At 63.0% G+C, this 12,403-nt stretch carries 14 protein-coding genes; 2 read left to right on the forward strand and 12 right to left on the reverse strand.

Going from position 1 to position 12,403, the window contains the following annotated elements:
- Positions 1–33: 33 nt before the first annotated feature.
- The 11 genes from phoB to tsaD form a co-directional block, all read right to left on the reverse strand.
- Positions 34–726 carry a phosphate regulon transcriptional regulator PhoB gene (gene phoB, locus DEM26_RS09985; RefSeq protein ID WP_075776718.1) on the reverse strand — a complete coding sequence of 231 codons (693 nt, stop codon included), beginning with the start codon at positions 724–726 and terminating at the stop codon, positions 34–36.
- A 16-nt stretch (positions 727–742) separates the two neighbouring features.
- On the reverse strand, positions 743–1,432 hold the full coding sequence (gene phoU, locus DEM26_RS09990) for a phosphate signaling complex protein PhoU (RefSeq protein ID WP_199224649.1): 690 nt from the start codon (positions 1,430–1,432) through the stop codon (positions 743–745).
- 14 nt (positions 1,433–1,446) lie between these two features.
- A complete protein-coding gene (gene pstB, locus DEM26_RS09995) occupies positions 1,447–2,244 on the reverse strand; it encodes a phosphate ABC transporter ATP-binding protein PstB (protein ID WP_075776717.1) in 798 nt (265 codons plus the stop codon).
- A gap of 13 nt (positions 2,245–2,257) precedes the next feature.
- A complete protein-coding gene (pstA, locus tag DEM26_RS10000; protein WP_088719954.1) occupies positions 2,258–3,610 on the reverse strand; it encodes a phosphate ABC transporter permease PstA in 1,353 nt (450 codons plus the stop codon).
- Positions 3,607–5,088 carry a phosphate ABC transporter permease subunit PstC gene (pstC, locus tag DEM26_RS10005; RefSeq protein WP_088719955.1) on the reverse strand — a complete coding sequence of 494 codons (1,482 nt, stop codon included), beginning with the start codon at positions 5,086–5,088 and terminating at the stop codon, positions 3,607–3,609. Before pstC ends, pstA begins: the two co-directional genes overlap by 4 nt.
- 81 nt (positions 5,089–5,169) lie before the next feature.
- Positions 5,170–6,210 carry a PstS family phosphate ABC transporter substrate-binding protein gene (locus DEM26_RS10010; RefSeq protein WP_088723508.1) on the reverse strand — a complete coding sequence of 347 codons (1,041 nt, stop codon included), beginning with the start codon at positions 6,208–6,210 and terminating at the stop codon, positions 5,170–5,172.
- Between the two features lie 131 nt (positions 6,211–6,341).
- Positions 6,342–6,953: a CbiX/SirB N-terminal domain-containing protein gene (locus DEM26_RS10015; protein WP_158275109.1), complete on the reverse strand. Its 612-nt coding sequence runs from the start codon at positions 6,951–6,953 to the stop codon at positions 6,342–6,344.
- A 319-nt stretch (positions 6,954–7,272) separates the two neighbouring features.
- The gene (locus tag DEM26_RS10020) at positions 7,273–7,695 is read right to left on the reverse strand and encodes an EVE domain-containing protein (RefSeq protein ID WP_075776712.1); all 423 of its coding nucleotides are present in this window, start codon (positions 7,693–7,695) and stop codon (positions 7,273–7,275) included.
- Positions 7,695–7,964: a YciI family protein gene (locus DEM26_RS10025; RefSeq protein WP_088725302.1), complete on the reverse strand. Its 270-nt coding sequence runs from the start codon at positions 7,962–7,964 to the stop codon at positions 7,695–7,697. The genes DEM26_RS10020 and DEM26_RS10025 overlap by 1 nt, the downstream gene beginning before the upstream one ends.
- Before the next feature lies 1 nt (position 7,965).
- Positions 7,966–8,922 carry an NAD(P)H-dependent glycerol-3-phosphate dehydrogenase gene (locus DEM26_RS10030; RefSeq protein WP_109172308.1) on the reverse strand — a complete coding sequence of 319 codons (957 nt, stop codon included), beginning with the start codon at positions 8,920–8,922 and terminating at the stop codon, positions 7,966–7,968.
- A complete protein-coding gene (gene tsaD / locus DEM26_RS10035; RefSeq protein WP_109172309.1) occupies positions 8,919–10,013 on the reverse strand; it encodes a tRNA (adenosine(37)-N6)-threonylcarbamoyltransferase complex transferase subunit TsaD in 1,095 nt (364 codons plus the stop codon). The genes DEM26_RS10030 and tsaD overlap by 4 nt, the downstream gene beginning before the upstream one ends.
- 73 nt (positions 10,014–10,086) lie before the next feature.
- On the opposite strand from tsaD, the gene DEM26_RS10040 reads away from it, so the two are divergent.
- Positions 10,087–10,812 (forward strand): uroporphyrinogen-III synthase, encoded by a 726-nt coding sequence (locus DEM26_RS10040; protein WP_075776708.1) that lies wholly within the window; start codon positions 10,087–10,089, stop codon positions 10,810–10,812.
- A 166-nt stretch (positions 10,813–10,978) separates the two neighbouring features.
- Here the strand turns inward: DEM26_RS10040 and DEM26_RS10045 are convergent, their stop codons facing one another.
- A complete protein-coding gene (locus DEM26_RS10045) occupies positions 10,979–11,401 on the reverse strand; it encodes a hypothetical protein (protein ID WP_109172310.1) in 423 nt (140 codons plus the stop codon).
- A 106-nt stretch (positions 11,402–11,507) separates the two neighbouring features.
- Between DEM26_RS10045 and DEM26_RS10050 the strand changes: the two genes are divergently transcribed.
- Positions 11,508–12,395 (forward strand): COG4223 family protein, encoded by an 888-nt coding sequence (locus DEM26_RS10050; RefSeq protein WP_146194455.1) that lies wholly within the window; start codon positions 11,508–11,510, stop codon positions 12,393–12,395.
- Positions 12,396–12,403: the final 8 nt, after the last annotated feature.

Here is a 12,403-nt window from a genome sequence, read left to right on the forward strand (position 1 = left end):
AAGGCGCGCGGTGATCCGCGCGCCTTTGTCGCTTTATCCGAGCGCGTAACCCGTGCCGCGCACCGTGCGCACCGGATCATCTCCACCATTCGCCATCAGTGCCTTGCGGAGCCGCCCGACATGGACGTCGATGGTCCGGGTGTCGACATAGATGTCGCGTCCCCAGACCCGGTCGAGCAGCTGGTCGCGGGTCCAGACGCGGCCCGGTTTTTCCATCATCGTGGACAGCAGCCGGAACTCTGTCGGCCCGAGTTTCAGCGGCTGGCCGTTACGGAAGACGCGGTGTTCCTCGGCGTCGAGGATGATGTCCTCGAAGCTCAGCCGTTCACCCATCGTCGCGGGGCGGGTGCGGCGCAGTTGCGTGCGCACGCGCGCCATGAGCTCGACTACCGAATAGGGTTTCACGACGTAGTCGTCTGCGCCGGTTTCCAGACCCCGCACCCGGTCCACCTCTTCCGAGCGCGCCGAGAGCATGATGATCGGGATGTTGCGCGTGTCGGAATTGGCCTTCACGCGGCGGCAGATCTCGATGCCGGAAACGTTGGGCAGCATCCAGTCGAGCACGATCAGATCGGGCTTTTCTTCCTTCACGAACAGCAGGCCCTCGTCGCCGTTCTCCGCCATCACGACGCGAAACCCTTCGGCTTCGAGGTTGTAGCTGAGAACTTCGCGCTGGGCGTTTTCGTCTTCGACCACGAGGACGCAGGGCTGTTGGGCTGGCGACATTTTTCAGGGTCTCCGGTCAGGCCACGCTGGAACTTTTCGGACGCGCATCCTCCGGCATTTCGCCGGTCACGAGATAGATCACCTGTTCGGCGATCGTCGTCGCGTGGTCGCCCATCCGCTCGATATTCTTCGCGATGAAATGCAGGTGCATGCAGGGCGTGATGTTGCGCGGGTCTTCCATCATGTAGGTCAGGAATTCGCGGAACAGCGCGTTGTACATCTGGTCGACTTCGAGGTCGCGCTCGCGCACATCGGCGGCCAGTTTCGCGTCTCGCTGGATATAGGCGTCGAGCGCGTCCTTCAGCATCGCTTCCGTGGTGCCCGCCATGCGGCGGATCGCGGTGGCGGTGCCGGTAATCTGCGGGCCGTCGGACAGAACCTGCGTGCGCTTGGCGATGTTTTTCGCGTAATCGCCGACGCGCTCGAGGCTCGCCGAGATCTTGATGACCGAGAGCGCCATGCGCAGGTCGCGCGCGGCGGGTGCGCGCAGGGCGATCAGGCGCGCGGCTTCTTCGTTGATCTTCTCTTCCAGTTCGTCGACCGCACGGTCGCGGGCGCGGATTTGCTCGGCCAGTTCGAGGTCGCGCACTTCGAGGGCGCGGGCGCTTTCGAGGATCTGTTCCTCGACGAGGCCGCCCATCTTCACGACCAGGGCCTGCACGGCTTCAAGGTCGCGGTCGAAGGCGGAAAGGATATGCTCGCTCATGATTATTTGCCTCCTCAGCCGATCCGGCCGGTAATGTAGCTTTCCGTCCGGCTGTCGGACGGGTTGGTGAATATCTTGTCCGTATCGTCGTATTCGACGAGATTCCCGAGGTGGAAGAACGCGGTTCTCTGGCTGACGCGCGCGGCCTGCTGCATCGAGTGCGTCACGATCACCACCGAGAAATTCGCCCGAAGTTCGTCGATCAGTTCCTCGACCTGCGCGGTCGCGATCGGGTCGAGCGCCGAGCAGGGCTCGTCCATCAGCAGCACTTCCGGCGAGGTCGCGACGGCGCGCGCGATGCACAGGCGCTGTTGCTGGCCACCGGAAAGCCCGGTCCCGGGAGCGTGGAGGCGATCCTTCACTTCGTTCCACAGCGCGGCCTTGCGCAGCGAATCCTCGACCACCTGATCCAGCTCGGCCTTGTTTTTGGTCAGGCCGTGGATTTTCGGGCCGTAGGCCACGTTGTCGTAGATCGATTTGGGGAAGGGGTTCGGTTTCTGGAACACCATGCCGACTTTGGCGCGCAGCTGCACCGGATCGACGCGCTTGTCGTAGATGTCCTCGCCATCGAGCAGGATTTCTCCCTCGACGCGGGCGACGTCGATCGTGTCGTTCATGCGGTTCAGGCATCGCAGGAAGGTCGATTTCCCGCAGCCAGAGGGGCCGATGAAGGCGGTGACAGTCTTGTCGAGGATGTCGACATTGACGTCTTTGATCGCGTGGGTGTCGCCGTAGTAGACCTGCACGTTGCGTGCGGTGATCTTGATGTCGTCAGTGGTCACGGCTCTCTCCGTCAGGCTCATGTCTTCCATGTCTCGCACTCCCTTACCAACGGCGCTCGAACTTGCGGCGAAGGATGATGGCGATGATGTTCATGCCCAAAAGGAAGATCAGTAGAATGATGATACCTCCCCAGGCGCGTTCGTAAAATGCCGGGTCGGCGCGCTTGGCCCATTCGTAGATCTGCGCAGGCATGGCGGAGTTGGGAGAGACGAAGCCGTCCCAGAACCCGTCCGGCGAGTTCGTTGCGATATAGCCGACCATCCCGATCAGCAGGAGCGGCGCGGTCTCGCCCAAGGCTTGCGCCAGACCGATGATCGTGCCGGTCAGGATGCCGGGCATCGCCAGCGGCAGAACGTGGTGGAAGACCGATTGCATCTTCGACGCGCCGATGCCGAGCGCCGCGTCGCGGATCGACGGCGGTACGGCTTTCAGCGCGGCGCGGGTCGAGATGATGATCGTCGGCAAGGTCATCAGCGTCAGCACGAGGCCACCGACGAGCGGGGCCGATTGCGGCAGATGTGCGAACTGGATGAACACCGCGAGGCCGAGGATACCGAAGACGATCGACGGCACTGCGGCGAGGTTCGAGATGTTCACCTCGATCAGGTCAGTGAAGCGGTTCTTCGGTGCGAATTCTTCGAGATAGATCGAGGCGGCGACCCCGATCGGCAGGGCCAGCACCAGCACCACGAGCATCATGTAGAACGAGCCTAGCATCGAGATCCCGATTCCGGCCTGCTCGGCGCGGCTGTCCGAGGCGTCGGCGCCGAAGATGAAATCCCAATTGAAGCTCTTGTGGATGATGCCCGCGTCACGAAGCTGATCGACGAGGTCGAGCTGCGCCACGGTGATGTTCTTGTCCTTGGCGATCTCGTCGCGATGCACCCGGCCCTTGAGATAGCTGTCGACCCGCGAGGATGCGAGTATCTCGAAATTCACCGTCTGGCCGATCAGCGACGGGTCGGCGAGGACCGTATCGCGCACCTGGCTCGCGGCAGAGGCCGAGATCAGGTTCTTCATGTCCTTCGCCTTGGCGAGATCGGTTGTCGCGCCGGATTTCTCCACTGCGTCGAGAAGCCCTTTCTCGATCAGCGGTTTGTAGGTGAAGGTCGTCGCCTTCTTAAGGTCCGCCGGGTCGCGGTTGCCCTTCTTGTCGAGCTTTGCGGCGTCTAGGTAGACTGGCACCTGAATGAAGGTCTGCTGGAATGCGGTTGCACCGTTGGAGACGATCGTCACCAGCAGGATCACGAGGAAGGCGAGACCAATCCCGATCGCACCGATGCCGAGCGCTTTGAAACGCTTCTCGGAGGCGTTGCGGCGCTTCGTGCGGGCATCGACATGATGCAGCGAACGTGTCGCGGGTTGGCTTGCGCCGTGTTGGGTCGCATCACTCATTCGTATTGCTCCCGGTATTTGCGCACGATGTAGAGCGCGAAGATATTGAGCCCCAGCGTCAGGACGAACAGCGTCATGCCGAGCGCGAAGGCGACCAGCGCCTCGGGGGAAGCGAAATCGGCATCGCCGGTGAGCTGCGAGACGATCTTGGCGGTGACGGTGGTCATCGCGTCGAACGGGTTCATGCTGAGGCGCGCGGCGGCGCCTGCACCCAGCACGACGATCATCGTCTCGCCAATGGCGCGCGAGGTCGCGAGGAGCACCGCGCCGACGATGCCGGGCAGGGCGGCGGGCAGGATTACCTGCTTGATCGTCTCGGACTTCGTCGCGCCGAGGCCGTAGGAGCCGTCGCGCAGCGATTGCGGCACCGCGTTGATGATGTCGTCGGACAGCGAGGAGACGAAGGGGATCAGCATGATGCCCATCACCAGACCCGCGGTCATCACCGCCGTGCCCGCATGCATCCAGCCGCCATCTGCCATCGCAGCGGTCGGACCCGAGGGGCCGAAGATCGACAGCAGGAAAGGCCCGACGGTCAGCAGGGCGAAAAGGCCGTACACGATGGTGGGGATCCCGGCGAGCACTTCGAGCAGCGGTTTCACGACGCTACGCACCGATTTCGTCGCGTATTCCGACAGGTAGACGGCCGCGAACAACCCGATCGGAACCGCCACGAGAAGCGCCACGAGCGAGATGTAGAGCGTGCCCCAGAGAAGCGGCAGGATACCCAGCTCCGACCCGCCGCCGAAGCTCGGCGACCAGGTGGTGCCGAAGAAGAAATCGGTGATGGGATAGAGGCGGAAGAACTCGATCGTATTGAAGACAAGCGAGAGGACGATACCGATCGTGGTCAGGATCGCGATCGAGGCGGCGGCGATCAGAAGAACGCGAACCCCGTGCTCCACCGTGTTGCGGGCACGAAAGTCCTTGTTCGTGCGTATATAGGTGACGGCGAAACCCGCGGCTGCGGCGAGAAGGACGAAGATCGTCATCGCCAGATCACCGGTCGAGGTCATATCGCGATAGGTCTGTGCCGCCTTCAGCGTCGCCGGATCGACATTGGAGCCGAGCGCGACACCGACCGAGCCGAGAACGTCGCGCAGGTCCGTGGTCTGAAGATCGAGATTCGCGGCTTGTCGTGCGCTCAGCGCGCCTTCCGAAATCGCGATATCGAGCCCGTCGGCGACGCGCCGGACATCCGACATCACGAGGCTCATGTTCGAGCCTTCCAGCAACGTTTCCGGAATCTCGGCGGAGACGCGAGCATTCACGATCAGCGGCTGTGCCACCATCCAGACCACAAGGAGAAGAAGCGCCGGGACCGCGGTGAACATCGCGACGTTGAAGCCGTAATAATTCGGCAAACTGTGCAGGGAACGTCGGTCTTCGCCCGCCGAATGCAGCGCGCGCATTCGACCCATCACGAAGCCGACTCCCGCCAGCACGACCACGATCACAACGATCCACAAAACAGGCATTTCAGCCCCACCAGTTGGAAATTACCAAAAAGGAAAAAGGGGGCGGCGAAATATGCCGCCCCCTGAAGATAGCGGTCTCGATTACGAGCCCGAACCCATGGTCACTTCGTTCGCCACGGCTTCCTGGGTCTTCGCCAGTTCCGGGTCGGCGACGAGGCCGTATTGAGCGAGCGGGCCGTCGGGGCCAGCCATGTCGTCGGAGACGAAGAACTCAGCGTATTCCTTCAGGCCGGGGATCACGCCGATATGCGCTTTCTTGACGTAGAAGTAGAGCGGACGCGACACCGGGTAGTCGCCCGACGCGATGGTTTCGGTCGAGGGCTCGACGCCCGACATGGTCGCAACTTTCAGCTTGTCGGTGTTGTTCTCGTAGAACGCCAGACCGAAGACGCCGATGCCGTTCGGGTTCGAACCGATGCGGGCGAGGGTCTCGGTGTAGTCGCCGTCGATATCGACAGCCTTGCCGTCGGTGCGGACTTCCATGCAGGCCTTGCTGGCAGCCTTGTCGTCCATGCCCGAAGCCATGAAGGCTTCTTTGGCGCCGGTGGCTTCGCAGCCAGCTTCCAGAACTTTCTCTTCGAAGACTTCACGGGTGCCGTGCTTGGTGCCCGGGATGAAAGCGACGATGTCGGCATCCGGCAGGTCCGAGTTGAACTCGTTCCACTTGGCGTAGCTGTTGTCGACGATCTTGCCGTCCTTCAGGACCTTCGCGCCGAGCGCGTTGAAGATGTCCGAGGGCGTGAACGCGTTGAAGGCCGGGCCGTCTTTTTGCGACGCGAAGACGATGCCGTCATAGCCGATGCGAACTTCCATGATGTCGGTGACGCCGTTGTCGGCGCAGGTCGCGACTTCCTTGTCCTTGATCTTGCGCGAAGCGTTCGCGACGTCGATCGTGTTTTCGCCAACGCCTTCGCAGAAGCGCTTCAGGCCAGCCGAGGAGCCGCCCGATTCCACGACCGGGGTCGGGTAATCGAAGTTTTCGCCGAAAGCTTCGGCGACGATGGAGGCGTAGGGCAGCACGGTCGAGGAACCGGCGACCTGGATGTTGTCACGCGCGATGGCGGCGGTGCCCGAAACGGCGACGATCGCGATCGCGGAAGCGGCGAGGTTGAACGATTTCATAGATCACTCCCAGTGTTCTGAAATTTGGGCCGTCGTGTGGCCTCAGCGCGGTCCTAGGCGTCTTCGGTGACGCTTATGCAAACATTATGTAACAGCTATGTGACAATCTACGAGTCCGTGAAGGATCGTGATCAGCCTCGCGAAATCGCCTGTGCAATCAGGACGGGAACCTCACGATGCGCCCCGATTTCGGGCAAAAGGCTCCCCCGGTAGCTAGCCGCCTGCAACGCCTGAGGAATATCGCCTGTCACATGTCCTGCCCGCAGCGCGAAGAACGGCAAACACACGCCATCCGGGTGTGCGCGGGCCACGTCTTCAAGGTAGGGTGGCTCCTCGATCAGGGCTACATGAATCTCCGGCATGAGCGGATTCCGGACCAGAGTTTCCGCCATGTCGTAAACCGAATTGCGCGATTTCCGCGAGATTTTCGACCCGTGCGCCACGAGAATCACCGGCGAGTCGGTCGGGACATTTTCTGATTCACGCGCCTCGAAAATAACCTTGGTCAGCAGATCTGGCAGCGCCGGATCGACGCCGAACGGATCGAGCTGGCGCGCATCAGATCCCGCAGCCGCCAGCCGTCGCGGAAGTTCGGTCTTTGTGAACCAGCCCTGGGCCATGAAATAGGGATAAATCAAAGGGTTTTCGTGCCGCGCCAAGGCGGCTTCCAAAGACCCCGGATTCGCGAGCGTCGCCGCATCTATCGAGCGCCCGGAGCTTTCTGCTGCAACCTTTTCGGCCAAGGACAGCAGGGCCTTTTCCTGAGTTTCAGGCTCTGACGGGGATCCATGTGCGACGAGAATGACCGGTTGCATGGCCTTAGATTAGCGCGGTGGCGTCCCTTGGCAACTGCCCGATTCCCGCGTGAATTTTGCATTAACGCTATGAATTTTAAGAGTATTGTCCGCAGATGCCATTTGCACGAGCATTTCTTTGGATATACGGAGATCAGAGAGGCTAGGACGGCCAGACCCGAGATTTGGTTTCACGTGGTGCGCAGGGGTGCGCGCGGGGTGACGGAGGGTTCTGGCCGAGGTGCCGGAACCCTCCAGTTTTTCCGGCTCAGTTCGGATCGGTCTCGCCCATGTCGCAGACGATCTTCCATTCTTCTTCCGTGACGGGCTGAACCGACAACCGCATCGAGGTGACGAGCGACATCTCCGACAGGCGCGGCTCGCCTTTCACATCGGCCAGCGTGACAGGCTTGGTGAACGGCCGCACCGCCTTGAGATCCACGCAATCCCAGCGCGGATCGTCGGTCGTCGAATCCGGATGGCTCTCGGCGACGACTTCGCAGATGCCGACGACCTCCTTGCCGATATTCGAATGATAGAACAGGCCGCGATCGCCGATCTTCATCTCGCGCATGTTGTTGCGCGCGAGATAGTTGCGGATGCCGTCCCATTCCTCGCCCGCATCGCCCTTGGCGACCAGATCGTCCCAGGAAAACTTGTTGGGTTCCGATTTGAACAGCCAGTACCGCATCAGCCGATCACCTTTTTCCACGCCTTGACCTGCACATCCTCGAACAGTCCCGCCTTGGCATAGGGATCGTTCGCCGCCCAATCCTGCGCGGCTTTGAGGCTGTCGACTTCGAGGATCACGAGTGAACCCACCATTTGTTCATTCTCGATGAAAGGGCCCGCCATGAAGACCGCGCCGGTCTCTTCGATATAGGCGAGATGCGCCTCGCGATTGTCCATCCGGGTTTGCAGGGCGCCGGGTTTGTCGCGGCAGATCACGGCAAAATACATCTCATTCCTCCTTCAAGGGGCGGGCGAGCAGGGCCTGCATCGCCTCATCCACGCTGATTGTTCGTTCGGTAAGCGCAAGAACCATCGCGGCGACGGGAATTTCCAGCCCGCGCCGATGCGCCAGCTTGTTCAGGGCCCCGGCGGTCGCGACGCCTTCGACGGTGATAGATGGATCGAAGCCTTCGCCGGACCCGATCGAGCAGCCGAACCGGAAATTGCGCGACTGCGTCGAGGTGCAGGTCAACACCAGATCGCCGAAGCCTGACAGACCCGACAGCGTCTCGGCCCGCGCACCCAGTTCCGTCGCGATCCGCAACATTTCGGCGAAGCCGCGGGTCATCAGCGCGGCGCGCGCGGAGTCCCCGAGCCCCGCGCCGATCACGGTGCCCGCGGCGATCGCGTAGACGTTTTTCAACGCACCGCCGAGTTCCGCCCCGGTCGTATCGGTCGTGCGGTAAAGCCGCAGCGTCGGCGTCGACAGCTCGGCCTGCAATTCCTCGGAATGATCGGCGCAGGCAAGCGTCAGGGCGGTCGGCAGACCGCGCGCGATATCGGCTGCGAAACTCGGCCCCGTCAGCACGGCGGCGCGGGCGCCGGGCACCTTGGCGCGGATCAGGGCCGTCGGCCCTTGGCCAGTGGAGAGGTCGATTCCTTTGGAGCAGGAGACCAGGGTTTTGCCCGCGAGCGTCTCGGAATGGGCATCGAGAAACCCGGCCATCTTCTGCATTGGCATAGCGAGAAGCAGCGTCTTGGCGGCGAGTGCGTCCTCGATGTCTGCCGAAACAGTGATGTCTTCGGGCAGCTTCACACCCGGAAGGCGGCGCGAGTTCTCCCGGCTTGCCTGCATGGTCCGAACCTGCTCGGCATCGCGCGCCCAGAGGGTCACCGGTCCGTTTTGAGAGAGGCTCACCGCCATCGAGGTGCCGAAAGCGCCCGCGCCCAAGACCGAAATCGTCATGCCTTCGCCCCCTTCTTTCCCGATCCGAGAAGCGGAGCGGCGCTGCGGTCCAGCGGCCAGCGCGGGCGGGCGACCAGATCCATCCCGTCCTGCGCGCCGCTGCGGAACCGTTCGATCCCGGCCCACGCGATCATCGCCGCGTTATCGGTGCAAAGCTTTAAAGGAGGGGCCACGAATTCGGCGCCCATTCCTTGTGAAACAGTCTCTAATCCGGCCCGAATGGCCTGATTTGCCGCGACGCCACCTGCGACCGCGAAACCGGGATTGGCGGGCGAAAGCTTTAGATATTCCGCCAAGGCACGACGCGATTTCTCGACGAGAACATCCGCGATTGCCTGCTGAAAACCGGCGCAAAGATCGGCGCGGATCTGGCGCGGCAGCCCGTCATGCTCCGCGACCACCTGATCGCGGGCGCGCAGCAGTGCCGTCTTCAGACCGGAGAAGGACATATCGCAGCCGGGCCGATCCAGAAGGGGCCGCGGGAAGGCGAAAGCCTTGGGATCACCCTTGCGCGCCTCGGCCTCGACGGAGGGGCCGCCGGGTTGGGGCAGTGCCATCAGTTTCGCTGCCTTGTCGAAGGCCTCGCCTGGTGCGTCGTCGATCGTGCCGCCGAGCCGCGAAAAATCTTCCGGCCCCTTCGCGATCAGGAACTGGCAGTGCCCGCCGGAGACGAGCAGCATCAGATAGGGAAACTCCAACCCGTCGGTCAGGCGCGGGGTTAGCGCATGGCCCGCCAAATGGTTGACGCCAACCAACGGCAGACCTGCCCCAACTGCGAGCCCCTTGGCGCACATTACCCCCGACATCACCCCGCCGATCAGCCCCGGACCCGCCGTCACGGCGATGCCATCCAATGCGCCGAGCCCAAGCCCGGCTTGCTCCAGCGCCTCTTCGACGCAGAGATCGAGCTTCTCCGCATGGGCGCGCGCGGCGATTTCGGGGACCACGCCACCGAAGGCCGCATGCAGATCGGTCTGCCCGGCGACGACGCTCGAGAGGATTTCCGGCTTGCCATCCGTGAGGCGCACGATCGCCGCCGCCGTATCGTCGCAGCTCGATTCAAGCCCGAGAAAGGTCAGCGTATCGGTCATCCGGGTGCCTGTTGCGTGGGTTATCCAACGCAGGTAACACCGGGGAAGCGTTCGCACAATCCCGGGGCGGTGCATGGACAGCCAGTCTGAGAGACCGATTCTCCTCGTTACGCGACCCGCTGTTGCGGCAGAGGGATTCGTTCGGGCCTTTCGCGACAGGTTTGGCGCCGATTGGCCGGCTGTAATCTCGCCACTGACCGAGATCGAGTTGCTGGACACGCCGATCCCCGAGTTCCAGACAGCGATCTTCACATCGCAACATGCGGTGGCCGCGTTTCATCGGATGGCGCAGGGAAGGGGCCGTCAAGCCTATTGCGTGGGGCTTCGCACGGCACGAGCGGCGCGCGAGGCCGGGTTCGACGCGATCGCCGGGCCGGGCGATGCCGAGGCTCTGAGCGAATTGATCGCCCGGCAGCAACTCGGCGGAAAACTGCTCTTCCTGAGAGGGGAGCAGATTGCCTACGACCTTGAGGAACGGCTGAATTCCGCCGGAATAGAGACTGAATCGACGATCCTCTACCGCCAGCTTCCGCGTCCGTTGAGCGCCGAGGCGAAGGCGGTTCTGCGCGCATCGCGCCCTGTTTTGGCACCGATTTTCTCGCCGAATGCGGCGGACCGCTTCCTTGATGCGCTGCCGCAGGCGCCGCACCCGCCGCTCTTTGTCGCAGCCATGAGCGAGGCAGTGGCGTCTCGCCTCAAAAGCGCTAGCTTGTGCCATCTGGAAGTCGCTCGGCATCCTGACGCGCAAGGGATGCTCGATGCGCTTGCCGTCTTGCTGCAAAGGCAAAAGGCGGGTTGAGCAGGCGCGGGCGGACTTCTAAGTTGATATGAACGCGCAATTTGGTGCGGCAGCGGAGGGCTTAGACGATGGCGAAACGGACAACCGGAAAATCTTCCGAGACGAGCAAGCCGGAAGACGCGAAATCGACCGCCGAGTCCGAGGCCAAAACCGACGCCGCCACTTCTCAAACCTCGTCGAAGGACACCAAGGCGGCGGCGTCGCCCGAGGCGAAAGATAAGCCGAGCACGGCTGCCGCCAGTAAAACGGACACCGCTGCGAAATCGAGCGCGTCGGCGAAGCCGTCCTCCACCTCTACGTCTTCGTCCAAAACGGATACCTCCAAGACCGCGAATGAGGCCGCCAAGTCGACCTCCACTCCGACCTCAGCGCCAGCGACCAAATCCGACACCCCCTCAAAATCGGATGCCGCGTCGAAGTCCAGCTCTACACCTGCGAAGGCTGAGACGACTTCGACTCCGGCTACGAGCAGCGCCAAGGCGGAGATCGAGCCGAAGAAAAGCGAGACAGCGAGCGGCTCGGAGAATAAGTCGCAGACCACGAAGCCGGCGACTGCGACGAGCTCGACGAGCAGCTCGAACGCCGACAAGACCTCGCCGAAAAGCGATACGGCAACGTCCGGTGCGTCGTCTCAGCCTGTGATCGAAAAGCGGGGCGGGTTCGGCTCTGCTTTCCTCGGAGGCGTAATTGCTGCCGTGATTGGGGCCGGCGTCGCGATCTGGGCGATCCCGAACCTGCCGCCGCAGCTTTCGGGATGGCTTCCGAACGCGCCGACCCCGGTCGATGGGGCCGCCATTCAAAGCCAGCTAGACGATCAATCGAAACAGATCAGCCAGCTCTCGGAAGAGCTCGCGACCCTGAAATCATCGCAACCGCCGGCGCCGGATCTGTCCGGTGTGCAGAGCGCGCTCGATCAGGTCAACGCGGATATCCGGACGAATAAATCAGCGCTCGAGGACTTGAAATCGCAGATCGCGTCTCTGCAAAGCGACAATGGCGGCAGCGCGGCTCAGGCCGAAATCGAGGCGGCAGCGAAAGCCGCCGAGGCTCGGATCAAAGAGGCCGAAGCGCAGGCCCAGAGCCTGAAATCGCAAAGCGAGGCGGCGGCCAAGGCCGCGATGACGCAGGCCGCGGCGGCGCGCGTGAAAGCGGCGCTCGATGCGGGAACGTCGCTCGACGCGCCGCTGGCCGATCTGCGCGACGCGGGTGTCGACATTCCGGCGGCGCTCAACGGCGACATCCCGAGCCTTCAGTCGTTGCAATCGAGTTTCCCGGATGCCGCGCGAGCCGCGCTTCAGGCGGCGCGCCGGACCGAAACGGGTGGCTCGATCAGCGATCGAGTTGGCGCCTTCCTTCTGGCGCAGACCGGGGCCCGGTCGGTAGCGCCTAGAGAGGGCGACGGGGCGGATGCGGTGCTGTCGCGGGCGCAGGCCGATGTCGATCGCGGCGCGCTCTCCGATGCGCTCGACGAGATCGCGAAGCTGCCCGACCCGGCGCAGGAGGCGATGTCCGACTGGGTGAACCGGGCGAAAACGCGGATGGCGGCGATCGACGCGGCCAACCAGCTTGGCGCGACGCAATAAGGAGACAG

Source organism: Thioclava sp. NG1, assembly GCF_003122275.1.
In the GTDB taxonomy this organism is placed as follows: domain Bacteria; phylum Pseudomonadota; class Alphaproteobacteria; order Rhodobacterales; family Rhodobacteraceae; genus Thioclava; species Thioclava nitratireducens.

Excerpts from the sequence above, each read along its gene's own strand:
- DEM26_RS10020 (WP_075776712.1), bottom strand. The coding sequence starts at position 7,695 with ATGCGGTACTGGCTGTTCAAATCGGAACCCAACAAGTTTTCCTGGGAC.
- tsaD (WP_109172309.1), bottom strand. The coding sequence starts at position 10,013 with ATGACCGATACGCTGACCTTTCTCGGGCTTGAATCGAGCTGCGACGAT.
- pstA (WP_088719954.1), bottom strand. The coding sequence starts at position 3,610 with ATGAGTGATGCGACCCAACACGGCGCAAGCCAACCCGCGACACGTTCG.
- DEM26_RS10025 (WP_088725302.1), bottom strand. The coding sequence starts at position 7,964 with ATGTATTTTGCCGTGATCTGCCGCGACAAACCCGGCGCCCTGCAAACC.
- pstB (WP_075776717.1), bottom strand. The coding sequence starts at position 2,244 with ATGGAAGACATGAGCCTGACGGAGAGAGCCGTGACCACTGACGACATC.
- phoB (WP_075776718.1), bottom strand. The coding sequence starts at position 726 with ATGTCGCCAGCCCAACAGCCCTGCGTCCTCGTGGTCGAAGACGAAAAC.
- pstC (WP_088719955.1), bottom strand. The coding sequence starts at position 5,088 with ATGCCTGTTTTGTGGATCGTTGTGATCGTGGTCGTGCTGGCGGGAGTC.
- DEM26_RS10010 (WP_088723508.1), bottom strand. The coding sequence starts at position 6,210 with ATGAAATCGTTCAACCTCGCCGCTTCCGCGATCGCGATCGTCGCCGTT.
- phoU (WP_199224649.1), bottom strand. The coding sequence starts at position 1,432 with ATGAGCGAGCATATCCTTTCCGCCTTCGACCGCGACCTTGAAGCCGTG.
- DEM26_RS10040 (WP_075776708.1), top strand. The coding sequence starts at position 10,087 with ATGGACAGCCAGTCTGAGAGACCGATTCTCCTCGTTACGCGACCCGCT.
- DEM26_RS10030 (WP_109172308.1), bottom strand. The coding sequence starts at position 8,922 with ATGACGATTTCGGTCTTGGGCGCGGGCGCTTTCGGCACCTCGATGGCG.